General features: G+C 71.7%; 25 protein-coding genes and 1 pseudogene. 9 read left to right on the top strand and 17 right to left on the bottom strand.

Annotated elements, in window-relative coordinates:
• Nucleotides 1-396 precede the first annotated feature (396 nt).
• Entirely contained in the window at nucleotides 397-1,182 is a 786-nt protein-coding gene (gene nagB / locus AC6I72_RS10595) for a glucosamine-6-phosphate deaminase (RefSeq protein WP_498000557.1), read from the bottom strand.
• Nucleotides 1,183-1,417: 235 nt separating this feature from the next.
• On the bottom strand, nucleotides 1,418-2,218 hold the full coding sequence (locus AC6I72_RS10590) for an SDR family oxidoreductase (RefSeq protein ID WP_498000556.1): 801 nt from the start codon (nucleotides 2,216-2,218) through the stop codon (nucleotides 1,418-1,420).
• A gap of 93 nt (nucleotides 2,219-2,311) precedes the next feature.
• Here AC6I72_RS10590 and AC6I72_RS10585 point away from each other — a divergent pair, with 93 nt between their 5' ends.
• Complete coding sequence (locus tag AC6I72_RS10585; RefSeq protein WP_498000555.1) at nucleotides 2,312-2,962, top strand: TetR/AcrR family transcriptional regulator; 651 nt, start codon at nucleotides 2,312-2,314, stop codon at nucleotides 2,960-2,962.
• A 637-nt stretch (nucleotides 2,963-3,599) separates the two neighbouring features.
• On the top strand, nucleotides 3,600-5,066 hold the full coding sequence (locus AC6I72_RS10580) for a sensor histidine kinase (RefSeq protein ID WP_498004642.1): 1,467 nt from the start codon (nucleotides 3,600-3,602) through the stop codon (nucleotides 5,064-5,066).
• A gap of 325 nt (nucleotides 5,067-5,391) precedes the next feature.
• On the opposite strand, the gene AC6I72_RS10575 is transcribed toward AC6I72_RS10580, so the two are convergent.
• A complete protein-coding gene (locus tag AC6I72_RS10575; RefSeq protein ID WP_016639615.1) occupies nucleotides 5,392-5,649 on the bottom strand; it encodes a WhiB family transcriptional regulator in 258 nt (85 codons plus the stop codon).
• Nucleotides 5,650-5,967: 318 nt separating this feature from the next.
• On the bottom strand, nucleotides 5,968-6,936 hold the full coding sequence (locus AC6I72_RS10570) for a diacylglycerol/lipid kinase family protein (RefSeq protein ID WP_498000554.1): 969 nt from the start codon (nucleotides 6,934-6,936) through the stop codon (nucleotides 5,968-5,970).
• Nucleotides 6,937-7,070: 134 nt separating this feature from the next.
• Between AC6I72_RS10570 and AC6I72_RS10565 the strand changes: the two genes are divergently transcribed.
• Complete coding sequence (locus AC6I72_RS10565; RefSeq protein WP_498000553.1) at nucleotides 7,071-7,529, top strand: hypothetical protein; 459 nt, start codon at nucleotides 7,071-7,073, stop codon at nucleotides 7,527-7,529.
• Nucleotides 7,530-7,735: 206 nt separating this feature from the next.
• Here the strand turns inward: AC6I72_RS10565 and AC6I72_RS10560 are convergent, their stop codons facing one another.
• The 3 genes from AC6I72_RS10560 to AC6I72_RS10550 form a co-directional block, all read right to left on the bottom strand.
• The gene (locus AC6I72_RS10560) at nucleotides 7,736-8,926 is read right to left on the bottom strand and encodes an RNA polymerase sigma factor SigF (RefSeq protein WP_498000552.1); all 1,191 of its coding nucleotides are present in this window, start codon (nucleotides 8,924-8,926) and stop codon (nucleotides 7,736-7,738) included.
• 17 nt (nucleotides 8,927-8,943) lie between these two features.
• On the bottom strand, nucleotides 8,944-9,360 hold the full coding sequence (locus tag AC6I72_RS10555; RefSeq protein ID WP_009190566.1) for an ATP-binding protein: 417 nt from the start codon (nucleotides 9,358-9,360) through the stop codon (nucleotides 8,944-8,946).
• A gap of 258 nt (nucleotides 9,361-9,618) precedes the next feature.
• Nucleotides 9,619-9,879, bottom strand: a complete 261-nt coding sequence (locus tag AC6I72_RS10550; protein WP_037851926.1) for a UBP-type zinc finger domain-containing protein — start codon at nucleotides 9,877-9,879, stop codon at nucleotides 9,619-9,621.
• A 79-nt stretch (nucleotides 9,880-9,958) separates the two neighbouring features.
• Between AC6I72_RS10550 and AC6I72_RS10545 the strand changes: the two genes are divergently transcribed.
• Nucleotides 9,959-11,551 carry a Na+/H+ antiporter gene (locus tag AC6I72_RS10545; RefSeq protein ID WP_366724906.1) on the top strand — a complete coding sequence of 531 codons (1,593 nt, stop codon included), beginning with the start codon at nucleotides 9,959-9,961 and terminating at the stop codon, nucleotides 11,549-11,551.
• On the opposite strand, the pseudogene AC6I72_RS10540 reads toward AC6I72_RS10545, so the two are convergent.
• Together AC6I72_RS10540 and AC6I72_RS10535 are read right to left on the bottom strand one after the other, a co-directional pair.
• A pseudogene (locus AC6I72_RS10540) lies at nucleotides 11,551-12,333 on the bottom strand (IS701 family transposase); the annotation flags it as partial. The gene AC6I72_RS10545 and the pseudogene AC6I72_RS10540 sit on opposite strands and share 1 nt — an antisense overlap.
• A gap of 148 nt (nucleotides 12,334-12,481) precedes the next feature.
• Nucleotides 12,482-13,399 carry a 1-aminocyclopropane-1-carboxylate deaminase/D-cysteine desulfhydrase gene (locus AC6I72_RS10535; protein ID WP_498000551.1) on the bottom strand — a complete coding sequence of 306 codons (918 nt, stop codon included), beginning with the start codon at nucleotides 13,397-13,399 and terminating at the stop codon, nucleotides 12,482-12,484.
• A gap of 280 nt (nucleotides 13,400-13,679) precedes the next feature.
• Here AC6I72_RS10535 and AC6I72_RS10530 point away from each other — a divergent pair, with 280 nt between their 5' ends.
• Nucleotides 13,680-15,086, top strand: a complete 1,407-nt coding sequence (locus AC6I72_RS10530) for a family 2B encapsulin nanocompartment shell protein (protein WP_498000550.1) — start codon at nucleotides 13,680-13,682, stop codon at nucleotides 15,084-15,086.
• A gap of 118 nt (nucleotides 15,087-15,204) precedes the next feature.
• Nucleotides 15,205-16,416, top strand: coding sequence for a family 2 encapsulin nanocompartment cargo protein polyprenyl transferase (locus tag AC6I72_RS10525; protein WP_498000549.1), 1,212 nt, complete (start codon nucleotides 15,205-15,207; stop codon nucleotides 16,414-16,416).
• Between the two features lie 198 nt (nucleotides 16,417-16,614).
• Here the strand turns inward: AC6I72_RS10525 and AC6I72_RS10520 are convergent, their stop codons facing one another.
• The 4 genes from AC6I72_RS10520 to sodN form a co-directional block, all read right to left on the bottom strand.
• Nucleotides 16,615-17,352 carry a VOC family protein gene (locus tag AC6I72_RS10520; protein ID WP_498000548.1) on the bottom strand — a complete coding sequence of 246 codons (738 nt, stop codon included), beginning with the start codon at nucleotides 17,350-17,352 and terminating at the stop codon, nucleotides 16,615-16,617.
• A 64-nt stretch (nucleotides 17,353-17,416) separates the two neighbouring features.
• A complete protein-coding gene (locus tag AC6I72_RS10515) occupies nucleotides 17,417-17,833 on the bottom strand; it encodes a VOC family protein (protein WP_498000547.1) in 417 nt (138 codons plus the stop codon).
• 97 nt (nucleotides 17,834-17,930) lie between these two features.
• A complete protein-coding gene (locus AC6I72_RS10510) occupies nucleotides 17,931-18,341 on the bottom strand; it encodes a helix-turn-helix transcriptional regulator (protein WP_498000546.1) in 411 nt (136 codons plus the stop codon).
• Between the two features lie 139 nt (nucleotides 18,342-18,480).
• Nucleotides 18,481-18,876 carry a superoxide dismutase, Ni gene (gene sodN / locus AC6I72_RS10505; protein WP_014674929.1) on the bottom strand — a complete coding sequence of 132 codons (396 nt, stop codon included), beginning with the start codon at nucleotides 18,874-18,876 and terminating at the stop codon, nucleotides 18,481-18,483.
• A 145-nt stretch (nucleotides 18,877-19,021) separates the two neighbouring features.
• Here sodN and sodX point away from each other — a divergent pair, with 145 nt between their 5' ends.
• Nucleotides 19,022-19,456, top strand: a complete 435-nt coding sequence (gene sodX, locus AC6I72_RS10500) for a nickel-type superoxide dismutase maturation protease (RefSeq protein WP_498004641.1) — start codon at nucleotides 19,022-19,024, stop codon at nucleotides 19,454-19,456.
• On the opposite strand, the gene AC6I72_RS10495 is transcribed toward sodX, so the two are convergent.
• A complete protein-coding gene (locus AC6I72_RS10495; RefSeq protein ID WP_498000545.1) occupies nucleotides 19,360-19,989 on the bottom strand; it encodes a CGNR zinc finger domain-containing protein in 630 nt (209 codons plus the stop codon). The genes sodX and AC6I72_RS10495 overlap by 97 nt on opposite strands.
• Nucleotides 19,990-20,091: 102 nt before the next feature.
• Here AC6I72_RS10495 and AC6I72_RS10490 point away from each other — a divergent pair, with 102 nt between their 5' ends.
• Complete coding sequence (locus tag AC6I72_RS10490) at nucleotides 20,092-20,895, top strand: class I SAM-dependent methyltransferase (RefSeq protein WP_498000544.1); 804 nt, start codon at nucleotides 20,092-20,094, stop codon at nucleotides 20,893-20,895.
• 110 nt (nucleotides 20,896-21,005) lie between these two features.
• Here the strand turns inward: AC6I72_RS10490 and AC6I72_RS10485 are convergent, their stop codons facing one another.
• Genes AC6I72_RS10485 through AC6I72_RS10475 form a run of 3 tightly spaced genes read right to left on the bottom strand, consistent with a single transcriptional unit; the run spans nucleotide 21,006 to nucleotide 23,740 of the window.
• Nucleotides 21,006-21,758: an amino acid ABC transporter ATP-binding protein gene (locus AC6I72_RS10485; protein ID WP_037852220.1), complete on the bottom strand. Its 753-nt coding sequence runs from the start codon at nucleotides 21,756-21,758 to the stop codon at nucleotides 21,006-21,008.
• A gap of 50 nt (nucleotides 21,759-21,808) precedes the next feature.
• On the bottom strand, nucleotides 21,809-22,744 hold the full coding sequence (locus AC6I72_RS10480; RefSeq protein ID WP_498000543.1) for an amino acid ABC transporter permease: 936 nt from the start codon (nucleotides 22,742-22,744) through the stop codon (nucleotides 21,809-21,811).
• Nucleotides 22,745-22,777: 33 nt separating this feature from the next.
• Nucleotides 22,778-23,740 (bottom strand): ABC transporter substrate-binding protein, encoded by a 963-nt coding sequence (locus AC6I72_RS10475; RefSeq protein WP_498000542.1) that lies wholly within the window; start codon nucleotides 23,738-23,740, stop codon nucleotides 22,778-22,780.
• Nucleotides 23,741-24,286: 546 nt separating this feature from the next.
• Here AC6I72_RS10475 and AC6I72_RS10470 point away from each other — a divergent pair.
• On the top strand, nucleotides 24,287-25,510 hold the full coding sequence (locus tag AC6I72_RS10470; RefSeq protein ID WP_366724895.1) for an NAD(P)-dependent malic enzyme: 1,224 nt from the start codon (nucleotides 24,287-24,289) through the stop codon (nucleotides 25,508-25,510).
• Nucleotides 25,511-25,630: the final 120 nt, after the last annotated feature.

The following is a 25,630-nucleotide window of genomic DNA, read 5'->3' as shown; positions in this document are numbered from 1 at the left end:
GCACCCTGCCGGGCGGGGCCGTCCATTCCCGGCCCCGGAGGGCGCCTGCGGACCTGACCCGTCCATGGACGCCGGCGGGCGCGGGAGCCGGGCGAGGCGCGGGTCGGCGCGGGGCCGCTGGTGGGCCGTGGGGGCGCCGGGTCCGGGGTTCAGTTCCGGGGCGGTGGTCGTCCAGGGGTCCGAGCACGGCCGGCAGCGGGCAGGACATGTGCTGTACCGGCGGGACGAGTGCCGCGCCGGTGGCCGGTGATGCCGTCGACGGCTCGGCCGCTGGCGGGGGCAAGGGGCCGGCGTGGGCTCGGCCGGGCTCCGGGGGGCGTACGGCGAAGGCGCCGGTCGCGCCCTGCAGGGCAACCGGCGCCCCCGCCCTGCCGCGCGGGGGCGGCAGGGCGGGCCCTAGATGCCCTGCCACTCCGGCTTGTTGGCGTAGGTGTGGCGGAAGTAGTCGGCGAGCTTCAGCTTGGCGGCGGCGGCCTCGTCGACGACGACGGTGGCGTGCGGGTGGAGCTGCAGCGCCGAGGCCGGGCAGACCGCCGCGACCGGTCCCTCGACGGTCGCGGCGACCGCGTCCGCCTTGCCCTCACCCGTCGCCAGCAGCACCAGGTGCCGGGCCTCGAGGATCGTGCCGATGCCCTGGGTGATCACGTGGTGCGGGACCTGGTCGACGTCGTCGTCGAAGAAGCGCGCGTTGTCCACACGCGTCTGCTCGGTCAGTGTCTTGATGCGCGTCCGCGAGGCGAGCGACGAGCACGGCTCGTTGAACCCGATGTGCCCGTCGGTGCCGATGCCGAGCAGCTGGAGATCCACACCCCCCGCGTCGACCAGCGCCTTGTCGTACGCCTGGCAGGCCGCCTGCACGTCCTCGGCGGTGCCGTCGGGCCCAAGGAACGCCTCCATGCCGATCCCCAGCGGCTCCAGCACCTCCCGGCGCAGCACGGAGCGGTAGGACTCCGGGTGATCGGCGGGCAGCCCCACGTACTCGTCGAGCTGGGCGATCCGCGCCCGGGAGGTGTCAGCGGCGCCGGAACGCACCTTGGCCGCCAGCGCTTCGTAGACGGGCAGCGGAGTAGAACCCGTGGCCACGCCGAGCAGGGCGTCGGGCTTCCGCCGCAGCAGCTGCGCCATGGCCTCGGCGATGAGCTCGCCGCCCGCCCTGGCATCCGGAACGATGACAACTTCCACGCTGGGCCTGCCGATCTGAGGAGAGCCGAGAAGGGGACCGGACCCGGAAAGGAGGGGTCGTGTGGTTTAGACCAATCTAGCAGAATCGGGTTCCCAGGACCCGTCCCGCGCAACCCCCGGCCCTCGGCTTCAGGGCCTCGCCACCCGGTCGTCACCTCCCCGCTGCTGCCGCCTTTCCGCCCGTCACTTCCCGGCCCCGTCCGCCCGGACGCGACCCGGCGGCCCCGCACCGCGCCTACCTCAGCGAACCCCCCGTCGCGTCCACCCAGCTCCCCGTCACCCACCGTCCCCCGTCCGAGACGAGGAACGCCACCACGTCCGCCACGTCGGCCGGTGTGCCCACGCGTCCGAGCGCGGACATCGCCGCCCCCCGCTCCCAGCCGCCCGGTGTCCGGTGCAGCAGTCCGGCCGTGTTGTCGGTGTCGATGAGGCCCGGCCCCACCGAGTTCACCGTGATGCCGCGCGGACCCAGCAGCTTCGACAGGTCCCGGCTGAACACGTCGAGCGCGGCCTTCGTCATCGCGTAGGCCACCTTGTCCGGCATGACGGCGTCGCGAGCGAGGCCGGTGGAGATGTTGACGATCCTGCCGCCGTCACGCAGGCGGTCCAGGCCGTGCCGGACGATGAAGAACGGTGCCTTGGTGTTCACCGCGAAGACCCGGTCGTACTGCTCCTCGTCGATCTCTTCCAGCGGCGGTGACGTGCCGATCCCCGCGTTGTTCACCAGGATGTCCACACCGTCCGCTTGCCGGTCGAACTCCGCCCAGAGTGCCTCGGCGTCGCCGGGCCGCCCCAGCTCGACGCCGATGGCGAAGGCCGAGCCGCCCGCCGCCCGGATCGCGGCGACCGTCTCCTGTGCCGCCGCCTCGTTGCTCCCGTAGTGCACGGCGACGCGCGCGCCGTCCCGTGCCAGCCGCTCGGCGACACCTCGCCCGATGCCCCTGCTCGCCCCGGTGACCAGCGCGGTCCTCCCCGCGAGCGAGCCCGCGGCCCTGTCCGCCCCTCCGGTCGCGCCCGAGCGCTCGTCCGTCCCCATGGCAAGCCCCTTCGAATTTCCCTAGCGGTCGCTACAGAAAGACCGTACCGCACGCGGCTGTCATTTCTCTAGTGTCCGCTATAAAATCATCCCATGGTGGTGAAGCAGGCGACAGAAGAGCAGGTCAGCGCGGGTGCGGCCGGCGTGCCCGGTGCCCGGCGCCGCGGCCGGCCCCGCTCGTTCGACCGGGCGACGGCACTGGAGAAGGCCGTTCTGGCCTTCTGGGAGCACGGGTACGAAGGCACCTCCGTATCGGACCTCACCCGAGCCATGGGCATCGGCGCCCCCAGCCTCTACGCGGCCTTCGGTGACAAGCAGGCGCTCTTCGCCGAGGTGGTCCGCGACTACGGCGAGCGGTACGGGTCCTTCGGCGCCCGTGCCCTGACGGAGGAGCCCACGGCCCGCGCCGCCGTCGAACGGATCCTGCGCGAGGCGGCGGCCGAGTACACCGCCCCGGGCCGTCCGCACGGCTGCCTGGTCATCCACGCGGCCACCAACTGCACGACGCCCGAGGTCGAACAGTCCCTGCGGGCGCGGCGCAACGAGAACATCGCCGCCTTCGAGAGCCGTATCAAGGCGGACGTGGCCGCCGGCACCCTGCCCGCGGACACCGACACCGGCGCGCTCGCCCGGTACGCCGGCGCGCTGATCCAGGGGATGTCCCAGCAGGCCCGCGACGGTGCGAGCCGCGAGGAACTGGAGGCGGTCGCGGAAATTGCCATGACCATCTGGCCCCGTGGCTGAGCCGGGCGGGCTAGGCTGCTCCGTGACGAACGCCCGGCGTCCGGCCCCTGACGGCCGGCGGCCGGTCCGGTAGGTCCGGCAGGTCCGGCAGGTCCGGCCGGTCACCGCAGGCGGGCGCGCCGGTGGGCTCGGCCGCTGACCCGCACCGGTCTCGGCCGGTCGTTCGACGAAGAAGGCACAACGAAGTGCTTCCCGCTCATGGACAGGCACAAGTGGTCTAGTCCAGAATCGAGAGGGATCCAGAACAAGGGCCTGTGCGCCGCGCTCGCGCGTCACAGGCACCGAGGTGAACACGTGAACCTCCGTCCTCCCCGCACAGGAGGGCGGACCGAGGAACCGGTGCTCTCTGCCCTGACTGCCCCGGCTCCTCACCCTTCGGCCGACCGGGACCGCACACCCCACGGCCGATGTTGCTCCGGGCTGCGGTGCCGGGAGGGTTGAGGGTCCCTCTCAGGCGCCGCGGCCCGCGGGTGTCTCCGGGCCGGGCCGCACCCGGCCCCGGGGCCCGCACTTCTCCGGCAGTCACAGGGCCCGCCCCTCGCAGTGCCTCACCCGGTCCCTCGCGGGCCCGTCCCCCGTGCCCCCGCGTATTTCGAAACCGTACAAACGCCCGGGTACGCTCGCAGACGTGCCCTCCATGAACGAACTCGTACGCCAGCACACCGCCCTCGACGACTCCGATCTCGAATGGCTCCACCTGCTGGTCTCGGAGTGGCAGCTGCTCTCCGACCTCTCCTTCGCCGACCTGGTGCTGTGGGTACCCACGCTGGACGGCACCCGTTACGTCTCCGTCGCCCAGATGCGGCCCAACACCGGCCCGACGTCCTACCAGGACGACATGATCGGTCACCTCGTCCCGCGCGGCCGCCGCCCGATGCTCGACGCCGCGCTCGACGAGGGGAGGATCGTCCGCGAGGGAGACCCGGAGTGGCGCGAGGAGGTACCGGTCCGGGTCGAGTCCATCCCGGTGCGGCGCCAGGGACGCGTCCTCGGGGTCATCGCGCGCAACACCAACCTCCTCACCGTGCGCACCCCGAGCCGGCTGGAGCTGACGTACCTGCAGAGCGCCTCCGACCTGGCCCAGATGATCGCGGCCGGCTCCTTCCCCTTCCCCGACCAGCAGGTCGACATGGACGCCTCGCCGCGCGTCGGGGACGGCCTGATCCGGCTGGACGCCGACGGCGTGGTCACCTACGCCTCGCCGAACGCGCTGTCCGCCTACCACCGGCTCGGTCTGGCCGCCGACCTGGTCGGCCATCATCTCGGCGAGGCCACGGCCGAACTCGCCCCGTCCCGCGCCCCGGTGGACGAGGCGCTGGTGAAGCTGGCGAGCGGCTGGGCGCCGCGCGAGTTCGAGATCGAGGCGCACGACGGGGTGATCCAGTTCCGGGCCATCCCGCTCAAGCCCAAGGGAACCCGCATCGGTTCACTGGTCCTGCTCCGCGACGTCACCGAACTGCGCCGCCGCGAACGCGAGTTGATCACCAAGGACGCGACCATCCGGGAGATCCACCACCGGGTCAAGAACAACCTCCAGACGGTGGCCGCGCTGCTCCGGCTCCAGGCCCGGCGCATCGACTCCGAACGCGGCCGGGAGGCACTGGAGGAGGCGGTTCGCCGGGTCGGTTCGATCGCCATCGTCCATGAGACGCTGTCTCAGAACCTGGACGAGCGGGTGGAGTTCGACGAGATCGCCGACCGGGTGCTGGCCATGGTCGCCGAGATCTCGCCGGGCAAGGTCGCCGGCCGGCGCAGCGGCCGGTTCGGGATCCTGGACGCCGAGGTCGCCACGCCGTTGTCGATGGTCCTGACCGAGATCCTGCAGAACGCCCTGGAGCACGGCTTCCTGGAGGGCGACACCGGAACCGTCGAGGTGTCGGCGGTCCGCGGCGGCACCACTCGCGAGGGCCGTCTGCTCGTCACCGTGCAGGACGACGGAGTGGGGCTGCCCGAGGGCTTCGACCCGCACAGTTCGGGCAATCTCGGCCTGCAGATCGTACGGACCCTGGTGGAGGGCGAGTTGGGCGGCACCTTCGACATGGTCCCGGCGCCCGAGCGGGGCACGCGCGTGGTGCTCGACATCCCGGTGGGGACGCCCAAGTAGCCGGTGGCGGCGAGCCGTTCCTCACGGCGAACGGCTGCTCACGGCGAACAGTTCTCCACGCGGTGACCGTTCCTCACGAGGATCGCTCCCCGCCACGACCGCTCCCCGCGGGATCCGCCCCGCCCCGTCGTCGGCACAGCAAAAAGCCCCGGACCTTGGCAGGTCCGGGGCCAGTCGCTCGTTGCTGCCCCATCGGAATGGGGGTACCCCGTGCTCGAAGAGCCTGGGGGAGCATCGGGGGTACTGCGCGCTGCGGCTCGGGGGCGGGGGATGCGTGCACGCTGCACGCGCCGCCAAGCTCAGGCTGTCAGCGGGGTGGCTGTGGTCAGGCGGAGGCCTGACGGGCCCGGTTGCGGGCGGCGCGGCGCTTCATCGCACGGCGCTCGTCCTCGCTGAGACCACCCCAGACGCCGGAGTCCTGGCCGGACTCGAGCGCCCACTGCAGGCACTGCTCCATAACCGGGCAGCGACGGCAGACGGCCTTGGCTTCCTCGATCTGCAGCAGCGCAGGACCGGTGTTGCCGATGGGGAAGAAGAGCTCGGGGTCTTCCTCGCGGCAAACGGCGTTGTGACGCCAGTCCATGGCTGCTACCTCTCCTTGGTATTACGTGCAAGTGCTTGTGAATGTGAACGCTTTCACGAATCCCTCAACAAGTGAAGGGCCGACCGTCAGGTTTCCCTGGCGTGGTCCTGTGGATTGAAGAGGGGTTCCGGCGATCTCCGGGGCCCGGTGTGTGGGCCGTCCCGATCGCCATGTAGAGATTCGCAAACCTCGGCGGCGGATACAACCCCTTCCGGAAACTTTTTTTGGATTCCTCGGTGTCGACTAGGTCACAGCCGTACTTCCATGGGGTGGATCCTGGCCTAAACGTTCGAGTGAAAGGACTTTGGGCCCTTCCACTCACACAATCACACGCAGTGCACGGCGTACGCCTGTGAACGTCACGCTCGTACGCAGCCCCAGGTGGTCACCGTCCATCTGGAGGGGGAGCGGCGCCTTCGAATGCAAGGTGAAGCTGCTCAGGTCGTGCAGCGACAGGGCGTGCCTGCCCTGCGGTCCGCGCTCCGGGGACGAAGTGAGCAACTGGGTGCCGTACCGGGCGACCGCGGCCGTGGACAGACGGCTGAGACCGAGCACGTCCAGGCCGGTGTCGAACGACGCCTTGGGGGACGTGTACATCGGGCGATTGCCCAGGTAGGTCCACGGCGAGGTGTTCGAGACTATCGCCACCACCAGGTCGGCGACCGGGTCCTCGCCCGGCTGCTCCAGGGTGATCGCGCCGTGCCGGCGGTTCGGCTCGCCGAAGAACTGGCGCAGCACCTGGCGCACGTACAGGGCGTGCGTGGACTTCTTGCCGCGCTCCCGCTGCTGCTCGACGCGGCCGACGACACCCGCGTCGAATCCGAGGCCGGCGTTGAAGGTGAACCAGCGTTCGGGGACCGCCGCGTCGTCGGTGCCCGGCGTCCCGGACGCGAGCCCCAGGCCGACCGTGCGCTCGCTTCCCTCGCGCAGGGCGTCCAGGATCGCGCCGGTCGCCTCGACCGCGTCGTTGGGCAGGCCCAGGGCGCGGGCGAAGACGTTGGTGGAGCCTCCCGGCACCACCGCGAGGCGGGGCAGGCGCTCGGGGTCGGGACCCCGGTGCAGCAGGCCGTTCACCACCTCGTTGACCGTGCCGTCGCCGCCGAGGGCCACGACCAGGTCGACGTCGTCGCTGTCCGCCGCCTGCCGGCCCAGGTCGCGGGCGTGGCCCCGGTACTGGGTGGTGACCGCGTCCAGTTTCATCTCACTGGCGAGGGCGTGGATCAGGACGTCGCGCGTACGTGCGCTTGTGGTGGTTGCCGCCGGATTGACCACGAGAAGTGCACGCATGGTCAGCAGCGTACCTACTGAGGAGTACTCGGCCCAGGCCGAGGTAGGGATCGGGTAAGAGGAGCGGACGTGAGCCTGGACACGGCGGTCGGCTCCGCGAGGGGTGCTCCGCGGGCTGAGGCTACCCTTCTGGGGTGAGCAGTGAGCAGAACTCCCGGACCGACTCCACGGACGCCTCCGGCCCGCGCCCAGGACGGCTGACCTCCGCCGCGGCGCTGTGCGCGCTGGAGGGGCTCGCACTGCTCGTCGGCGGCGTCTGGATGCTGGTGCTCGGCCTCACGGGCGACGGCGGTGACCGGCAGCAGGCGGTCACCGGCGGGATCACCGTCCTCGTGCTGGCGCTGCTGCCGCTGCTGGCCGCCCGCGGGCTGCTGCGCCGGCGCGGCTGGAGCCGGGGGCCGGCGGTCATCACCCAGATCATGGCGCTGCCCGTCGCCTACAGCCTGCTGCAGGCCGACAGCGTGGCCGTCCCGGCGGGCATCGCGCTCGCGGTCGTGGCCGTGGCCTCCCTGGTCCTGCTCGTGCACCCGGCGACGACCCGCGCCCTCGGCATCAGGGGCCCGGGCCGCGCGCACGAGAGCGAACAGCGCTAGCACCTGGCCGGCGGCCGGTGCCGCGGGCGCAGGGTACGCATCTGCGGCGTTGCCGCAGGATGCCCGGCTCCCTCGCGTCCGGCTTCGTTCTTGCGGCGGACCGCCGTCGCCCGGACGCTCTGCTGCGCCGTGCGCCGTGCGCCGCACGCACCCACGAGCCGGCCGCCCAGCGTCCCGCGCGGCCGCACCACCGCTCGCGCGCGGGGCTACTCCTCCACCAGCAGCTTCTCCCGCAGCTGGGCCAGGGTGCGGGCCAGCAGGCGGGAGACGTGCATCTGCGAGATGCCGACCTCCTGCGCGATCTGCGACTGGGTCATGTTGCCGAAGAAACGCAGCAGCAGGATGCGCTTCTCACGCGGCGGGAGGTCCTCCAGCAGCGGCTTCAGCGACTCGCGGTACTCCACGCCCTCCAGCGCCTCGTCCTCCGCGCCGAGGGTGTCCGCGACCGCCGGGGACTCGTCGTCGGTGTCGGGGACGTCCAGGGACAGCGTGGAGTAGGCGTTGGCCGATTCCAGACCCTCCAGGACCTCCTCCTCCGAGATGGCGAGCTTCTCCGCCAGCTCGTGCACCGTGGGGGAGCGGCCGTGCAGCTGGGACAGCTCGGCCGTCGCCGTGGTGAGGGAGAGCCGCAGCTCCTGCAGCCGGCGCGGCACCCGCACGGCCCAGCCCTTGTCCCGGAAGTGCCGCTTGATCTCACCGACGACCGTCGGGGTCGCGTACGTGGAGAACTCGACGCCGCGGTCGGGGTCGAACCGGTCGACCGACTTGATCAGCCCGATGGTGGCGACCTGGGTGAGGTCGTCCAGCGGCTCGCCCCGGTTGCGGAAACGGCGCGCGAGGTGCTCGACGAGCGGCAGGTGCATCCGGACCAGCTGGTTGCGCAGCTCCGCGTACTGCGGGCTGCCCTCCGGCAGCGCGCGCAGCTCCACGAACATCGCGCGGGCGCCACTGCGGTCATGAGGGTCGTGCCGCGTGCCGTGCACGCTCGGGGCGCCCTGCGCGGCGTCCTCGGAGTATCGCTCGTGCTCGCTCATCGTCCCGCCCGTCGCCCTTCCCCGAGCCCCTGCCCGCTCCTGCGCCCCCGGCTGCGGGGAACGGACGGGGGGACCCCCGTGGCCGGCGGAGGCATCGCTCCGCGTCGGCGGAGGCGTGCCCTGCACGGCGTCGTCCCGCTCCCGCGGCCCCTCGCCCGCACGACCGGGCCGCGGGGTCTCGTCGTCCGGGTGCGGTCTGGCCTGCTCGGGGATGCCGTCGATGCCCTCGATGCCGCCCGCGGGCCGTGAAGGCCCCGCCGGCGCGCCCGGCCCGCCCCCGGAAGGAGTCCCGGCCGCGTCGGCACGGGGCGCGATGGCGCCCTCGGCCGGCAGCTCCCGTGTGCCGCGCTCTTCGTCCCGCACCGGCCCGTCCCCGTTCCTCACGCCGGCCCGGGTCCCGCGCCGCGCTGTTTGTAGAGGCTGATCGAAACGGTCTTGTCCTCGTCCACGGCGGAGGAGACCTTGCCCGCCAGGGCCGACAGAACGGTCCAGGCGAAGGTGTCCCGCGAGGGGGCGTGACCGTCGGTGGTCGGGGCCGAGACGGTGACCTCCAGGGAGTCGTCGACCAGCCGGAAGACACAGCTGAGCACCGAGCCGGGCACGGCCTGCTGGAGCAGGATCGCGCAGGCCTCGTCCACCGCGATGCGCAGGTCCTCGATCTCGTCGAGGGTGAAGTCCAAACGGGCCGCCAGGCCGGCCGTGGCCGTCCGCAGCACCGACAGGTAGGCACCCGCAGCCGGCAGCCGGACTTCCACGAAGTCCTGGTTCGCCGCGGGCTCGCCTGCGATCTGGGACACCCTCACCTCCAAGGTGGTACAAGCTCTACAAGCTCTCTCGGGCCGAGGGTCGCCCCCCGGGGCACACGATTCATGGTCCAGCGGTGACGCTACCGCGCGCTCGACATTCCTGTCCCCGGGACCCCGACCCCATTCTGTCACTCATAGTAAACCTGCGGACACGCTCCGTGGCTAGGGGTCGGGCGGATCCAAATGGGAGCGACACGCGCCGGGTTGACGTACCCACACGTCAGACGGTCGAACCGTCCGAAAGTCCGGTCACACCAGGACGTGGTCCACGAAGCACCAACGCCAGTCTTCCCCGGGTTCGAAGGTCCGCATCACCGGGTGTCCGGTGTCCTTGTGGTGCTTCGTGGCGTGCTGCCCGGGCGACGAGTCGCAGCATCCCACGTGGCCACAGGTCAGGCACAGCCGCAGCTGCACGGGGTGTGTACCGTCCCGCAGGCACTCCGGGCACGTCTCGCTGCGGGGACCGGGCTCCGGATGCGGCAGCGCGTCGGTGTGCGTGCACTGTTTCATGATTGCCAGATTACGACGTCCGCGCGGATGACCGCGCGGGGCGATCCGGGCGGGACGAGACGATGGGTGGGCGAGGACGATGGACGTGATGCCGCTGCTGTTGCTGGTGGCGGGCAGCGCCGTGGTGGCGGGGGCCGCCCGGCGCACCCCGGTACCGGCACCGCTGCTGCTGGTCGCCGCCGGGCTGGCCGTCTCCTACGTTCCCGGGGTGCCGGACTACACCCTCGACCCCGAGGTGGTCCTGCCGCTGCTGCTGCCCCCGCTGCTGTACACGTCCGCCGCGGACAGCTCCTACCTGGACCTGCGCGCACAACTGCGGCCCGTGGCGCTGCTCTCGGTCGGGTACGCGCTGTTCGCGACCTTCGTGGTGGGCTGGGCCGCGTACCTGATCGTCCCGGGGCTGCCGCTGACGGCGGCCCTGGTGCTGGGCGCCGTGGTGGCCCCGCCGGACGCGGTCGCGGCCACGGCGGTGGCCCGCCGCGTCGGGCTCCCCTCGCGCATCACCACGATCCTCCAGGGGGAGTCCCTGCTCAACGACGCCACCGCGATCACCGCCTACAAGGTGGCCCTCGCCGCGGCCGTCGGCGAGGGCGCGACCTGGTCCGGGGGAGTGGAGGAGTTCCTCGTCGCCGCGGTCGGCGGTGTCGGCGTCGGACTCGTGCTGATGGCGCCGCTGCACTGGCTGCGCACCCACCTGAAGGAGGCGCTGCTGCAGAACACGCTCTCCCTGCTGATCCCGTTCGTCGCCTACGGCGTCGCCGAGCAGGTGCACGCCTCCGGGGTCCTCGCGGTCGTCACCGTCGCCCTCTACCTGGGTCACCGCGCGTGGGAGGTCGATTTCGCCACCCGCCTCCAGGAGGAGGCCGTGTGGAAGATGGTCGCGTTCGTCCTGGAGTCGGCGGTGTTCGCCCTCATCGGCCTCCAACTGCCGGTCGTCCTGCGGGGTCTGGAGGAGTACGCCGGAGCGGCGGCGGCCTGGTACGCGATCGCCGTCTTCCTGGTGGTCGTGGCCACCCGGTTCGTTTGGGTGTACCCGGCGACGTTCCTGCCGCGGCTGCTGCGGCGGGTGCGGGAGCGGGAGGAGAACCCCACGTGGAGAGGTGCCATGGTCACCGCGTGGGCGGGGATGCGGGGTGTGGTGTCCCTGGCCATCGCCTTCTCGATCCCGCTCACGGTGCACGGCGGAGGGCCCTTCCCGCAGCGGAACCTGATCCTCTTCCTGACCTTCACCACGGTCATCGGGACGCTGGTCGTGCAGGGCCTGACCCTGCCGCCGCTGATCCGCCTGCTGAAGTTCCCCGGCCACGACACGCAGGCCGCCACGCTCGCCGAGGCGAACGCCCAGGCGCAGGCCTCCCGGGTCGCCGAACAGCGCCTGGAGGAACTGCTCACCGACGAGCGCAACGCCCTGCCGCCACCGCTGGCCGACCGGCTGCGCTCGGTTCTGGAACGCCGCCGCAACGCCGTGTGGGAACGCCTCGGCCAGACCAACCCGGTCACCGGCGAGTCGGTCGACGACACCTACCGCAGGCTCTCCCGGGACATGATCGGCGCCGAGCGCGCGGTCTTCGTGCGCCTGCGGGACGGCCGCTACATCGACGACGAGATGCTGCGCACGCTGCTGCGCAGGCTGGACCTGGAGGAGGCGGCCGCCTACCGGGAAGCCGCCTAGAGGGCGCAGACGGTTCGCGGTGGGGTGCGGTAGCGGGGAAGGGTGGGCGGTCCGAGTCCGCCGTAAGCAGGCTGGTACGGCTCAACATCCTCCGGGTGGGCGACTTCCTTCCCGGTCAGGACCAGGACATAGGACAGCCCTCGCTCCTCGAGGCCGAGTCGGAAGGGGGTGCTGACGCCGTAGCCGGCGTCGGCGACCACGACCGGTGCCTTCAACTGCCACTGGGCGAGTGTGTCCAGCAGGCCGAGCGCGAGACGCCACTTCTCCTGGTGCACCACGTCGTCGGGGACACCTGCCCTGCGGCATCGCTCCGGTTCGTCCGTCCACTCACGCGGCAGATACAACTGCCACTCCAACGGGCACGAGGCCGTGTCGGTGGCGGCATGGACACTGACCGCGACCTGGCAGTTCGCCCGTTTGCCGACCGCTCCGCAGTACTGGCGGGCCACCCCGACCGACGCCTTGCCGCACTTGGGGAACGACACATCGTCGATCACCCACACCTCGGGCCTGACAACTCCGGACAGCCGCTCGGCGATCCGCTGCCTGACCGGCAGCGGATCCCATGGCGACTGGTTCACGAACTGCTGCAGGGCCTGCATGTTCCCGTCCGGCAGACGCTCGGCCATCGGCTGGATCGACTTGCGCCGGCCGTCGAGCATCAGGCCCCGCAGATAACACTCGCCCCACCGCCGCTGATCCCGCCGCGGAAACGACCCGAACATATCGGCAACGAACTCCGATAACTCGCCCCGGAGCCGTTCCACTTCCCCCAACCTCATTCCGGGAAGCTGCCCGCGATCAGCCGAGATCACTCAACGTAACGAAGCACTACTAGCCGCACGGGCCCGGATCCCGCGCCGCCGCCCGGCCCGCGGCCGGGGCCGCCCGGGGAGCGCGGCTCGTCGAGCCGCTGCTCGGAAGACCTGGCTACGACGGGAACGGCCGCCCCGTCACGACGGCGGCGATCGTCGTCCCGCGCGCGAAGGCACCCTCCTCGGCCAGCGTGAGCAGCCCGTACAGCATCTTGGCGACGTACAGGCGCTCGACCGGCAGGCCGTGGCGCGCGCCGAAGTCCTCGGCGAAGGCGTCGAGCCGGGGGGTGGTGCGGGCGTAGCCGCCGAAGTGGAAGCGGTCGTCGAGGGACCACGTGCCGCGCCGGGCGCCGAAGGCCTCCTCCTGCAGGGCTCGCACCGCGGCCTCCAGGAAACCGCCCCTGAGCACCGGTATGCCGAGGGCCCGCCTGCCCTCCGGCAGCCCGGCGGCCAGGCCCGCCAGCGTGCCGCCGGTCCCGCAGGCGACGGCGACGACGTCGGCCCGGTCGCTCAGCTCCGCGCCGAGCGCCGTGCAGCCGTGCACGGCGAGGGAGTTGCTGCCGCCCTCGGGCACCACGAAGGCGTCCGCGGCCCCGACCGCGCGCAGGACGGCCGCCAGGGTCGCCGGTTCGGCCTTGCGCCGGTACGTCTGCCGGTCGACGAAGTGAAGACGCATCCCGTCGGCCGCACACCGGGCCAGGGAGGGGTTGAGGGGACGGTCGGCCAGCTCCTGGCCGCGGACCACACCCACCGTGGGCAGCCCGAGGAGGCGGCCCGCCGCCGCGGTGGCCCGCAGGTGGTTGGAGTAGGCGCCGCCGAAGGTGACGACGGTCCGTCCGGCGGCGGCCCGGAGGTTCGGGGCGAGCTTGCGCCACTTGTTGCCGGTCAGCTCCGGATGGATCAGGTCGTCCCGCTTGAGCAGCAGGCGCAGCCCGCGCCGGCCGAACCGGTCGTCGCTCAGCTCCTGCACGGGTGAGGGGAGCCTCGGCGCCGGCGCGGCAGGGCGGGGGACGGGGACGGCGGAGCTGGTCATCCGCCCATTGTCCCCGGCACCGCTGCGCCCGCGCCGAGGCCGCTGAGCCTGTGCCGCGGTCACCGCTGCGGACGACGGCGGGGGCGTGGTCGCCGGGGGCCGGTCCCACCGAGATCGAGTACGAGTCGAACAGGATCGCTACGCGTGCCCGGACCGACGGTGATCCATTCCCGCTCTTTCGTGTAATAGCACGGACACGTTACGTGATGGAAGGCTGGGGCTCGCAAATCGATGCGCGGCGCCGATCGTGCCGGGCATGAGAGCGGGAGGGCAATTCTCTATGTCGGTAGGCGAAGAGGTCCGCACGGAGCAGGACCGGCCGCAGCAGAGCCTCGGCACCGCGGCCGCGCGGAACCTGGCCACCACCACCAAGTCCGTACCCCAGATGCAGGAGATCAGCTCACGCTGGCTGCTGCGCATGCTGCCGTGGGTCGACGTGCAGGGCGGCACGTACCGGGTCAACCGGCGGCTCACCTACGCGGTCGGCGACGGCCGGATCACCTTCGTGAAGACCGGCGACCGCGTCGAGGTGATCCCCGCCGAACTCGGCGAGCTGCCGGTGCTGCGCGGGTACGAGGACGACGACGTGCTCTCCGAACTGGCCCAGCGCTGCAGGCAGCGAGAGATCGCCGCCGGACAGGTGATCGCCTCCTTCGGCAACCAGGCCGAGGAGGTCTACCTCCTCGCGCACGGCAGGGCCGAGAAGGTCGGCACCGGCCCCTACGGTGACGACCAGGTCCTCGGCGTCCTCGCCGACGGGGCCTACTTCGGCGAACAGGCGCTGCTCGACCCGGACGCCATGTGGGACCACACGGTCCGCGCCGCCACCGCCTGCACCGTGCTCGTCCTGTCCCGGCACGACTTCGAGCAGGTCGCCGAGCGCGCCGACTCGCTCACCGCCCACCTGGGGCGACTGCGCTCGATCCCCGGGCAGCGCACCAACAAGTACGGCGAGAAGGCGGTCGAGCTCGCCGCGGGGCACAGCGGCGAGCCGGACATTCCGCACACCTTCGTCGATTACGAGGCCCGGCCCCGCGAGTACGAGCTGAGCATCGCCCAGACCGTCCTGCGGATCCACTCGCGGGTGGCCGACCTCTACAACCAGCCGATGAACCAGACGGAGCAGCAACTCAGGCTCACCGTCGAGGCGTTGAAGGAGCGCCAGGAGCACGAGCTGATCAACAACCGTGACTTCGGACTGCTCCACAACTGCGAGTACGACCAGCGGATCCAGCCGCACGACGGGGTGCCGAGCCCCGACGACATGGACGAACTGCTCAGCCGGCGCCGCAGCACCAAACTGTTCCTCGCCCACCCGCGTGCCATCGCCGCGTTCGGCCGCGAGCTGAACAAGCGGGGACTGGTCCCCGAGACGATCGACATGGGCGGCAACCGGATCCCCACCTGGCGCGGGGTGCCGATCTTCCCGTGCAACAAGATCCCGGTCACCGAGGCGCGGACCAGCTCGATCATCGCGCTGCGCACTGGAGAGGAGGACCAGGGCGTCATCGGGCTGCGCGCCAAGGGCATCCCGGACGAGATCGAACCGAGCCTGTCCGTGCGCTTCATGGGAATCAACGAACAGGCCATCATCAAGTACCTGGTGACGGCCTACTTCTCGGCGGCGGTCCTGGTGCCGGACGCCCTGGGTGTGCTGGAGAACATCGAGGTCGGGCGTTGGCGCTGAGGCCCTTCGCCGGACACCGGTGTCCCCGCCCCACGGGCCGGGTAGTACACCCCGGCGGCGCGCGCCCGGTGCCCTGCGGGCGGACGCCACGGTTCTCGCAGTCTCCGAGGGGGAGCGGATGGCCGAGTTCATGACAGGGACGACGCCCCGTCCGCCCGGTGCGCGGGGCGCCGCGCCGGCGGCGCGGCAGGAGGGGGCGGCGCCCGTGGAGCCGCTGCCCCGGCCCACCGGGCCCGGCCGCCTCGACGGGTCCGATACCGCTGCCGGCGGCCCGGGGGGCGGCTGCCGGGGGCAGGAGGGTGCGTGGGACGGGCAGGACGCGGCGGAGATCCTGGAACGGGCGCGGGTGTCGTTCGACCCCGAGCTGCGCTCCGCGGTCGCCTCGCTGCCCGCCTCGATGCGCCGGGTCGCGAGCTACCACTTCGGCTGGGAGGACGCGGACGGCACACCGACCGCGGGAAACGCCGGCAAGGCGATCCGTCCGGCCCTGGTGCTCACCGCGGCCGCCGCGCTCGGCGGACCGGGGGCGAGAGCCGGGGCCGCCCGGGCCGCGGCGGCGGTGGAACTGGTCCACAACTTCACGCTGCTGCACGACGACGTGATGGACCGGGACGCCACCCGCCGGCACCGGCCCACGGCGTGGGCGGTGTTCGGCGACGCCGACGCCATCCTCGCCGGGGACGCCCTGCAGGCGCTGGCCCTGCGGATGCTCGCCGAGGACCCGCATCCGGCGTCGCGTGCGGTCGCCTCCCGGCTCGCGTCCTGCGTCGTCGAGCTGTGCGCGGGCCAACACGCGGACACGGCCCTGGAGCGGCGCCCGCCCGACCAGGTCACCCTCGCCGAGGTGCTCGCCATGGCCGAGGCCAAGACAGGGGCGCTGATCGGCTGCGCCTGCGCCGCCGGGGCGCTGTACGCGGGGGCCGGCGAGGAGGAGGTGGAGGCGCTGGACGCGTTCGGCCGGCAGGCGGGGCTGGCGTTCCAGCTCATCGACGACGTGATCGGCATATGGGGCGACCCGCGCCGCACCGGCAAGCCCGCCGGAGCCGACCTCGCCGCCCGAAAGAAGTCCCTGCCCGTGGTCGCCGCACTCACCTCCGGCACCCCGGCGGCCGAGGAACTCGCCGAGCTGTACGCCCGGCCCCATCAGGAAGGAGAGGAGGAGCGTGCCGCGCTGGCGGTGGAGCGGGCCGGTGGCCGGGACTGGGCGCAGTCCCAGGCGGCCGACCGGATGGCCCAGGCCGTCCACGAGCTCTCCCGCGCCGTTCCGGACCCCGCCGCCGCCGGGGGGCTGCTGGCGCTGGCCGAGTTCGTGACCCGGCGCAGCAGCTGAGGCGCGCCCGAGACTCCGGCGGCCCCGGGTCCGCACGGTTCCTGACCCCGTGCGGACCCGGGGCTCCGGCTCGGCGGGTCCCGCACTGCCCCACGGTGTGCGGGACCCGCCCCTCACCGCACCGGCACCGGGCCCACGCACGCTCTGCGCCGGCCCCCTGCACCGGCCTGGTGGGAGAAAGCACGCCGTTCGGGGGCCCTACGGCAGGCCGCCCGTGCCGGGGTCCCGGCCGGTCAGGCAGTACACCCCGCCGGCCGGGTCCCGCAGCACCGTCCAGTGCGGGTGATCGGCCACGTGGGTCGCGCCCAGGCGCTCGTGCCAGGCGCGGGTGGCACCGATGTCCGCGCAGGCCAGGTCCACATGAGCGGTGGCGGGCCGTTCCTCGTCCAGCCGTTGCAGCAGCATCCGGACCGGCAGCCGGGACGGCGGTTCGAGCACGTGGAACTCGGGGCGGGAGCCGGGCCGCGACTCCCAGTCCTCCAGGAGGCCGCTCCAGAAGGCGACTTCGCCGGCGAAGGCGGACGGCGGCACGTCCAGGCACACCTGGTCCAGGCGGCTGCCGCGGACGACGGGCGGGCGCACCGCCTCCCCGTGCCAGGGCACCGCGCAGAACAACTGCCCTGCCGGTGAGCGCAGGACGGCCCACCCCTCGTGCTCGGCGAAGACCGAGGCCCCGAGCCGTACGGCTGCAGCGACCAGGCCCGGGACGTCGTCGACGGCGAGGTCGAGGTGCGCGCCGCCCCGGCCGTCCGTGACGGCCTGCACCTTGCCGCAGGCGTCGACGCCGGGGTCCGCCGGGACCAGGGTGGCGAACTCGTCGTTCCCGCCCCGCGGTTCGGACGGCCGGGTGTCCGTGACGGCCGACCAGAAGTCCAGGGCAGGGCCGAAGAGCCCGGCGGGCCGGTCGAGGAAGGCGTACGTCCAGCGGATGCTCATGGCGTGATCGTAGGGCGCGGACGCGCGGGCGGGAGAGCCCCGTCCGCGGCACCCGGCAGCCCGTTCATTCCCGCGCGCGCTGCATGAACCGCAGCATGTTCCCGGCCGGGTCCCGGAACGCGCAGTCCCGTACGCCGTAGGGCTGGTCCATGGGCTCCTGGACGACGTCGGCGCCGTACTCCCGGACCCGCGCGAAGAGGGCGTCGCAGTCGCCCGTGGTGAAGTTGACGCCCCGCAGCACGCCCTTGGCCAGCAGCCGGGCCATGATCTCCTTGTCGGCCGGGGAGATGTCCGGATGGGCCGCGGGCGGCTCCAGGACGATTTCCACGTCGGGCTGGGCCGGCGACCCCACGGTCACCCACCGCATCCCCTCGAACCCGACGTCGTTGCGGACTTCCAGTCCCAGCACGTCGCAGTAGAAGGTGAGCGCCTTGTCGTGGTCGTCCACGGCGATGAAGCACTGCCGGAGTGTGAGATCCATACGCACCACGCTAGTGCTGTGACCGGAAAGGTTCACCGGCTCGCGCCGCCCGGCGGCCACAGGACCGAGGCCCGCGGCCTGATCCGCCGGACCGGCACTACGGCCCGGGCGGGGGCCCCGTGCGCCTCGGGCGGGTGAAGGCGCGGGTCACGCAGGCCGGGATCACCGCGCTCTCCTCGTGCGAGCGGGCGCGGTAGGCGCTCGGGGTCTCGCCGACCAGTTCGGTGAAGCGTGAACTGAACGAGCCCAGCGAGGTGCAGCCGACCGCCAGGCACACCTCCGTCACACTCATGTCACCCCGCCTGAGCAGGGACTTGGCCCGCTCGATGCGCCGGGTCATGAGGTAGGTGTAGGGGGTCTCCCCGTACGCCTCACGGAAACTGCGCTGGAAGTGCCCCGGCGACATCAGCGCGGTCCGCGCGAGCGCCGCCACGTCCAGGGGCTCGGCGTACTCCCGGTCCATCCGGTCCCGGGCCCCCCGCAACCGGACCAGATCCTCTCGCGACATCACCCGGCCAGCATCGCACGCCGGCCGCCGGGAGGACCCGCCCACGGCGAAGGGCCCGGCCGCACGGCCGGGCCCTTCACCGTCCGGAGCGGCCCGCGGTGGTGCACCGACCGCCGGTCACCGGACCGAGCCTCGAGGTTCAGGCCTTCTTGGTCTCCCAGAAGATCTTGTCGATCTGGGCGATGTAGTCCAGGGCCTTCTGACCCGTGGCCGGGTCGGTGGAGGCCTTGGCGGCCGAGAGGGCCTTGAGGGTGTCGTTGACCAGCTGGTGCAGCTCGGGGTACTTCTCGAAGTGCGGGGCCTTGAAGTAGTCGCTCCACAGCACGGAGACGTGGTGCTTGGCCAGCTCGGCGCGCTGCTCCTTGATGACCGTGGCGCGAGCCTGGAAGTGCGGGTCGTCGTTGCCGGCCATCTTCTCCTGGACGGCCTTCACCGACTCCGCCTCGATGCGGGCCTGGGCCGGGTCGTACACGCCGCAGGGCAGGTCGCAGTGCGCGCTGACCTTGACCTTGGGGGCAAACAGGCGGGAAAGCATGGAGCATTCCTTCCTCGTGATCGTCTTCTCAGGTGGGACATTACTCCGTGCAAGGCCCGTTTTCGCGGGTGCCCCCTGGGGCTTAGGACAAAAGTCCAGGGTCAGACTGAGACTGGTGGAGGAACGGACCGGGGAGGTGCCGGGGATGCCGGAGCTGTTGCAGGAGGGTGAGCGCAGGGGTGCCGTACTGCCTCTTGGGCTGGCCGAGGTGACCGGGCCGTCCATGGTGCCCACGCTGCACCACGGGGACCGGCTGGTGGTGCAGTACGGCGCCCGCGTCCGTCCGGGTGACGTGATCGTGCTGCGCCATCCGTTCCAGCAGGACCTGCTCGTCGTCAAGCGGGCGGTGGAGCGGCGCGAGGGCGGCTGGTGGGTGCTCGGCGACAACGCGTACGCCGGCGGGGACAGCACCGACTACGGCACCGTGCCCGAGGAACTGGTGCTGGCGAAGGTGTGGCTGCGCCTCCGGCCGCGCCGGGCCGTTCAGCGTTCGCCGTTCGCGCGGGTGCGCTGGGCGCTGTCGGCCGTCAGGCCCGTGCTCACCGACCGGTCGGCCTCCAGGCGTTTGCGGGCGCGGTAGGCGGCCACGTTGGCGCGGGTGGCGCAGCGGTCGGAGCAGTAGCGGCGCGAGCGGTTGGTCGAGGTGTCCAGGTAGGCGTTGCGGCAGGGGGCCGCCTCGCACAGGCCCAGGCGGTCCACGCCGTACTCGGTCAGGTGGAAGGCCAGGCCCATGGCGGCGATCGCCGCGTAGCCCGCCGTGGCGTTGGACGGGTGGTCGGCCAGGTGCATGTGCCACAGCGGGCGGCCGTCGTCGTCGCGGTGGTCGTGCCCGGAGATCTGGGGGCTCACCGGGAACTCCAGCAGCAGGGAGTTCAGCAGGGCGACCGCGAGGGTCTCGTCGCCCTGGTCGGCGGCCTCGAAGACGGCGCGCAGCCGGGCCCGCACCGAGCGGAAGCGGGTGACGTCGGCCTCCGTGGCCCGGCGGGCCGCCGAGGCGTTCGCGCCGAACAGGTCCCGGACCGCCTCCACCGTGGTCAGCACGTCCTTGCCCCGGGCCGGTTCCTCACTGTTGACGAGACGTACGGCGTAATCCGAGTAATAGGCCAGTTCCACTTGTAGTCCTTACGCGGGCGCTCTATGGTGACGGGCACGGCCTTGTAACAGCCGGTCGTGGTTCCAGGGTATTACGCGAGTGTCGAGTGAGGGAGGACTGCGATGACGGACACGGGCACGGACGTCACGACGGCGGGCGCGGGCGGGGACGTCACGGCCGCGGGGACGGACTGGCGGGCCTGGCAGGAGAGCTGGGACCGGCAGCAGGAGTGGTACATGCCCGACCGGGAGGACCGCTTCCGCATCATGCTCGACATGGTGGAGGCCCTGGTCGGGGACGCGCCGCGGGTCCTGGACCTCGCCTGCGGCACCGGCACCGTCACCGCCCGCCTCCTCGCCCGCTTCCCCGGCGCCACCAGCACCGGCGTCGACCTCGACCCGGCACTGCTCGCCATCGCCGAAGGCACCTTCGAGGGCGACGGACGGGTCTCCTTCGTCAGCGCCGACCTGAAGGAGCCCGACTGGACGGCGAAGCTGCCGTACGACTCCTACGACGCCGTCCTGACCGCCACCGCCCTGCACTGGCTGCACAGCGAACCCCTCGCCGCCCTCTACGGTCAGGTCGCGCGACTCGTCCGCGACGGTGGTGTCTTCATGAACGCGGACCACATGATCGACGAGACCACCCCGCGGATCAACGCGGCCGAACGCGCCCAGCGGCACGCGCGCATGGACGCGGCCAAGCGCGCGGGGGCCCTGGACTGGGCCGAGTGGTGGCAGGTGGCCGCCGAGGACCCGGTCCTGGCCGCCCCGACCGCCCGCCGCTTCGAGATCTACGGGGAGCACGCCGACGGCGACATGCCCTCCGCCGCCTGGCACGCGCGGGTGCTGCGGGAGAAGGGCTTCGCGGAGGCCCGGCCGGTGTGGTGCTCGCCCTCGGACACGCTGCTGCTCGCGCTGAAGTGAGGACGCGCGAGCCAGCGGTCGCACGAAGGTGCGGTACGAGGCCGGAAGGGGCGGTACGGAGTCTCCGTACCGCCCCTTCGCGCGCGCGGCGCGGCGCCGGCCGGAGCGCCTCAGAGGACCTTCGACAGGAACGACTGGGTGCGCTCGTGCCGCGGGTTGGTCAGCACCTCACGCGGGTGGCCGGACTCGACCACCACACCCTCGTCCATGAAGACCAGGCTGTCGCCCACCTCGCGGGCGAAGCCCATCTCGTGGGTGACGACGACCATCGTCATGCCCGACTCGGCGAGGTCGCGCATGACGTCGAGCACGTCACCGACCAGCTCCGGGTCGAGCGCCGAGGTCGGCTCGTCGAACAGCATCAGCTTCGGGTCCATGGCCAGCGCACGGGCGATGGCCACGCGCTGCTGCTGGCCGCCGGAGAGCTGGGAGGGGTAGTGCCCGGCCCGGTCCGCCAGGCCCACCCGCTCCAGCAGCTGCATCGCGCGTTCCCGGGCCCCGCCCTTGTTCACGCCCTTGACCTGGACCGGTGCCTCCATGACGTTCTCAACGGCCGTCATGTGCGGGAACAGGTTGAAGCGCTGGAAGACCATGCCGATGTCCCGGCGCTTCATCGCGACCTCGCGGTCGCGCAGCTCGTAGAGCTTGTCGCCGTGCTGGCGGTAGCCGACCAGCTCGCCGTCGACGTACAGCCGGCCCGCGTTGATCTTCTCCAGGTGGTTGATGCAGCGCAGGAACGTCGACTTGCCGGAGCCGGAGGGGCCGATGAGGCAGAACACCTCGCCCGGCCTGACCTCCAGGTCGATGCCCTTGAGGACCTCGACCTGGCCGAAGGACTTGTGCACGCCCTCGGCCTTCACCATCGCCACGCCCGTGCCGTGCGCGGGGGAGTCCTGCTTGGTGAGCTTGTCGGTCATGCCGTGACCTTCCTGCTGGAGAAGGACGTCAGGTGTGCCCTGACCTTCTGCCACGGCGTCGCCGGGAGGGCGCGGCTGGAGCCGCGGGCGTAGTACCGCTCGATGTAGAACTGGCCCACGCTCAGCACGGAGGTCATGATCAGGTACCAGGCGGCGGCGAGGAAGTACATCTCCACCGGGGCACCGGAGACCTGCCCGATGTCCTGGGCGTAGCGGAACAGCTCCGGATACTGGACGGCCGCCACCAGGGAGGTCGTCTTCAGCATGTTGATGACCTCGTTGCCGGTCGGCGGCACGATCACCCGCATCGCCTGCGGGATGATGACGCGGCGCAGGGTCTTGCCGTGGCTCATGCCCAGCGCGTGGGCGGCCTCGGTCTGGCCCTCGTCGACGGCGAGCAGGCCGGCGCGGCAGATCTCCGCCATGTACGCCGCCTCGTTCAGGCCCAGGCCGAGCAGCGCCGTCAGCAGCGGCGTCATGAAGTTCGACCAGTAGTCCTTGTAGAACGGCATCAGGTTGACGTACTCGAAGACCAGGCCCAGGTTGAACCAGAGGAACAGCTGGACGAGGACCGGGGTGCCGCGGAAGAACCAGATGTAGAACCACGCGATGGCCGAGGTCACCGGGTTCTTCGACAGGCGCATCACCGCGAGGACGATGCCGCCGACGATGCCGATCAGCATCGACAGGACCGTCAGCAGGAGGGTCTTGCCGACGCCGGTGGTGATCCGGTCGTCGAAGAAGTAGTCGGGAACGGCGTGCCAGTTGATCTTGCCCTGGCCGAACGCGTAGACGATCGCCACCAGGATCGCGATCGCGACGAGCGCGGTGACGTAGCGCCCGTAGTGCCGGACCGGTATGGCCTTGATCGCCTGGGGTCCGGTGGCGGGGGCGCCCTCGGGCCCCGTCGTCCTGTCGATGTCAGCAGTCACGGATGTCGCCTCTCAGCGGCCGCTCGGGCGCGGTCACTTGCCGCCGTTGACGGTGGACTCCTTGACGGCGCCGTCCTGGGCGCCCCACTTCTCCAGGATCTTCTGGTACTCGCCGTTCTTGATGATCGCGTTCACCGCGGCCTGCAGCGCGTCGCGCAGCTGGGTGTTGCTCTTGCCGACGGCGATGCCGTACGGGGCCGCCTCGACCTGCTGGCCGACGATCTGGAAGTCGTTGCCGCCGCCGGAGGTCTTCACCGCGTACGCGGCGACCGGGAAGTCGGAGGAGGCCGCGTCCACGCCGCCCGAGCGCAGGCGGGTCTGGGCCTGCTGGTCGTCGTCGAACGCCTCGATGGTGAGCTTCTTGCCGGCCGGACACTTCTTGGCCTCGGCCTTGGCCAGGTCCTGCGAGACGGTGCCGCGCTCCAGGGCGATCTTCTTGCCGCACAGGTCGGACCAGGAGCTGATGCCGCCGGTGTCGCCCTTGCGCGTGTAGATGGAGACGCCGGCCTGGAGGTAGTCGACGAAGTCGACGCCCTCGCCGACCTTCTTGCCGGTGGTCGGGTCGACACCCTGCTGCCGGCTCTTGTTGTCCGTCATCGCCGACATCGCGATGTCGTAGCGGCTGGAGCGGATGCCGGTGAGCAGGGCGTCGAAGGTGCCGTTCTCGAACTGGAACGTCACGCCGAGCTGCTTGCCCAGGGCGGCGGCGACATCGGGGTCGAGTCCGGCGACCTTGCCCGACTTGTCCTTGAACTCGACCGGCGCGTAGGCGATGTCGGAGCCGACCTTGATGACACCCTTGTCGCGGATCTCCGCCGGGAGCTTGCCGGCGAGCGGGGCGGAGCCGGCGGAGGACGAGCTGCCCGAGGAGGTGTCCTTGTCCTTGGTCTGGTCACCGCAGCCGGTGAGGAGCAGGGCGCCTGCGACCGCGATCGCACCGGCCGCTGCCAGACGGGAGTGCGCGGCGGTCGTACGACGGGTGGAGCGTGCGGTCATGGTGGTTCCTCCGGCGGATGGGTGGAGATGCCGATGGGTCGACGAGAACACACACCTTCGGGTGTCGCGACCTCGTGTGATTGACGCATCTTGCCATTCGGGCTGCGCCGTTCAGGGCAATCCCCATGTCAAAATCGGATAACGGGTGACCCCCGAACCCGCGTGACCGGCCGCCCGTGACCGGATCATCCGCGGGAATGCCTCCTTCCGGCCGGAAAATCTTCGGCCCGTCTCGGGATGCGGGCGGCCGGGTGACGGCTTATGGGCGAATTCGAGCACTTGTCAAGGCTTAGACGAGTACTTGTCCCCATATTGGGCCACGTGTCGTGTCGTCGTCATGTGACCTTGGCGTTATGGACTCGTCGTCCATGGCGTCCGTCCGGTAAGAAGGTTCTTTACACCCCTCATCCGGGGCTCAGGGCGCGTGTGCGGCGCGCCCGTCGCGTACGGCACGAACGCATCACTCACCGGGCCGTGCGCGGTCCCGCCCACCCCTCACCAGGAGTGGCCACCCTCAATCCATGAACAATTAAGGGGTAAAACCAAGTGGCAGCGGAGATCGTCAATCCTCGCAGCGACAGCAGTACGGACCAGGACGGCGGGGCAGAGCCGCTCGATTCCTTCGATCCGGCTTTCGCGCTGCACCGTGGCGGGAAGATGGCCGTGCAGGCCACCGTTCCCGTCCGTGACAAGGACGACCTGTCCCTGGCGTACACGCCCGGCGTCGCGCGGGTGTGCACCGCCATCGCCGAGCAGCCGGAACTGGTCCACGACTACACGTGGAAATCGTCCGTGGTCGCCGTCGTGACCGACGGAACGGCCGTGCTGGGCCTCGGCGACATCGGGCCCGAAGCCTCCCTCCCGGTGATGGAGGGCAAGGCGATCCTCTTCAAGCAGTTCGGCGGCGTGGACGCCGTGCCGATCGCGCTCGACTGCACCGACGCCGACGAGATCGTCGAGACCGTGGTGCGCCTCGCGCCGTCCTTCGGCGGCGTGAACCTGGAGGACATCTCGGCGCCCCGGTGCTTCGAGATCGAACGCAAGCTTCAGGAGCGCCTGGACATCCCGGTCTTCCACGACGACCAGCACGGCACGGCGGTCGTCACGCTCGCCGCGCTGCGCAACGCGGCACGGCTGAGCGGCCGGGGCATCGGCGAACTGCGGGCCGTCATCTCGGGCGCGGGCGCGGCCGGTGTCGCCATCGCCAAGATGCTGGTCGAGGCCGGCATCGGCGACGTCGCGGTCGCCGACCGCAAGGGCGTCGTCTCCGCCGGCCGGGAGGACCTGACCCCCGTCAAGCGGGAACTGGCCGAGTTCACCAACAAGGCGGGCCTCAGCGGCTCCCTGGAGGACGCGCTGGCCGGCGCCGACGTCTTCATCGGCGTCTCCGGCGGTACGGTGCCCGAGACCGCGGTGGCCTCGATGGCGAAGGGCGCCTTCGTCTTCGCCATGGCCAACCCGAACCCGGAGGTGCACCCGGACGTCGCGCACAAGTACGCGGCGGTCGTGGCCACCGGGCGGTCGGACTTCCCCAACCAGATCAACAACGTCCTGGCGTTCCCCGGCATCTTCGCGGGCGCGCTCCAGGTGCGGGCGTCCCGGATCACCGAGGGCATGAAGATCGCGGCGGCCGAGGCGCTGGCCGGGGTCGTCGGCGACGACCTCGCCGCGGACTACGTGATCCCCTCGCCGTTCGACGAGCGGGTCGCCCCGGCCGTGACGGCGGCCGTCGCGGCGGCGGCGCGCGCGGAGGGCGTGGCCCGGCGCTGACGCGCCTCCCGCCCCGGTGACGGGCCGGCACCCCCTCGGTGACCGGCCCGCACCTCACCCGGACGGCCCCGCCCCTCGGGCGGGGCCGTCCGGCTGTCCGGCGCCGGCCGGGGGGCGGGC

Source organism: Streptomyces sp. Xyl84 (assembly GCF_059731885.1).
This window is presented reverse-complemented; position numbering and strand designations above follow the sequence as displayed.

Coding starts and splice junctions, on each gene's coding strand:
- AC6I72_RS10490 (WP_498000544.1), top strand. CDS start 20,092: ATGACGGACACGGGCACGGACGTCACGACGGCGGGCGCGGGCGGGGAC.
- AC6I72_RS10550 (WP_037851926.1), bottom strand. CDS start 9,879: ATGAAACAGTGCACGCACACCGACGCGCTGCCGCATCCGGAGCCCGGT.
- AC6I72_RS10575 (WP_016639615.1), bottom strand. CDS start 5,649: ATGGACTGGCGTCACAACGCCGTTTGCCGCGAGGAAGACCCCGAGCTC.
- AC6I72_RS10485 (WP_037852220.1), bottom strand. CDS start 21,758: ATGGTGAAGGCCGAGGGCGTGCACAAGTCCTTCGGCCAGGTCGAGGTC.
- sodX (WP_498004641.1), top strand. CDS start 19,022: ATGCCGGAGCTGTTGCAGGAGGGTGAGCGCAGGGGTGCCGTACTGCCT.
- AC6I72_RS10530 (WP_498000550.1), top strand. CDS start 13,680: ATGTCGGTAGGCGAAGAGGTCCGCACGGAGCAGGACCGGCCGCAGCAG.
- AC6I72_RS10525 (WP_498000549.1), top strand. CDS start 15,205: ATGGCCGAGTTCATGACAGGGACGACGCCCCGTCCGCCCGGTGCGCGG.
- AC6I72_RS10520 (WP_498000548.1), bottom strand. CDS start 17,352: ATGAGCATCCGCTGGACGTACGCCTTCCTCGACCGGCCCGCCGGGCTC.
- AC6I72_RS10535 (WP_498000551.1), bottom strand. CDS start 13,399: ATGACCAGCTCCGCCGTCCCCGTCCCCCGCCCTGCCGCGCCGGCGCCG.
- AC6I72_RS10515 (WP_498000547.1), bottom strand. CDS start 17,833: ATGGATCTCACACTCCGGCAGTGCTTCATCGCCGTGGACGACCACGAC.
- AC6I72_RS10580 (WP_498004642.1), top strand. CDS start 3,600: ATGAACGAACTCGTACGCCAGCACACCGCCCTCGACGACTCCGATCTC.
- AC6I72_RS10475 (WP_498000542.1), bottom strand. CDS start 23,740: ATGACCGCACGCTCCACCCGTCGTACGACCGCCGCGCACTCCCGTCTG.
- AC6I72_RS10510 (WP_498000546.1), bottom strand. CDS start 18,341: ATGTCGCGAGAGGATCTGGTCCGGTTGCGGGGGGCCCGGGACCGGATG.
- AC6I72_RS10585 (WP_498000555.1), top strand. CDS start 2,312: ATGGTGGTGAAGCAGGCGACAGAAGAGCAGGTCAGCGCGGGTGCGGCC.
- AC6I72_RS10545 (WP_366724906.1), top strand. CDS start 9,959: ATGGACGTGATGCCGCTGCTGTTGCTGGTGGCGGGCAGCGCCGTGGTG.
- AC6I72_RS10590 (WP_498000556.1), bottom strand. CDS start 2,218: ATGGGGACGGACGAGCGCTCGGGCGCGACCGGAGGGGCGGACAGGGCC.
- AC6I72_RS10570 (WP_498000554.1), bottom strand. CDS start 6,936: ATGCGTGCACTTCTCGTGGTCAATCCGGCGGCAACCACCACAAGCGCA.
- sodN (WP_014674929.1), bottom strand. CDS start 18,876: ATGCTTTCCCGCCTGTTTGCCCCCAAGGTCAAGGTCAGCGCGCACTGC.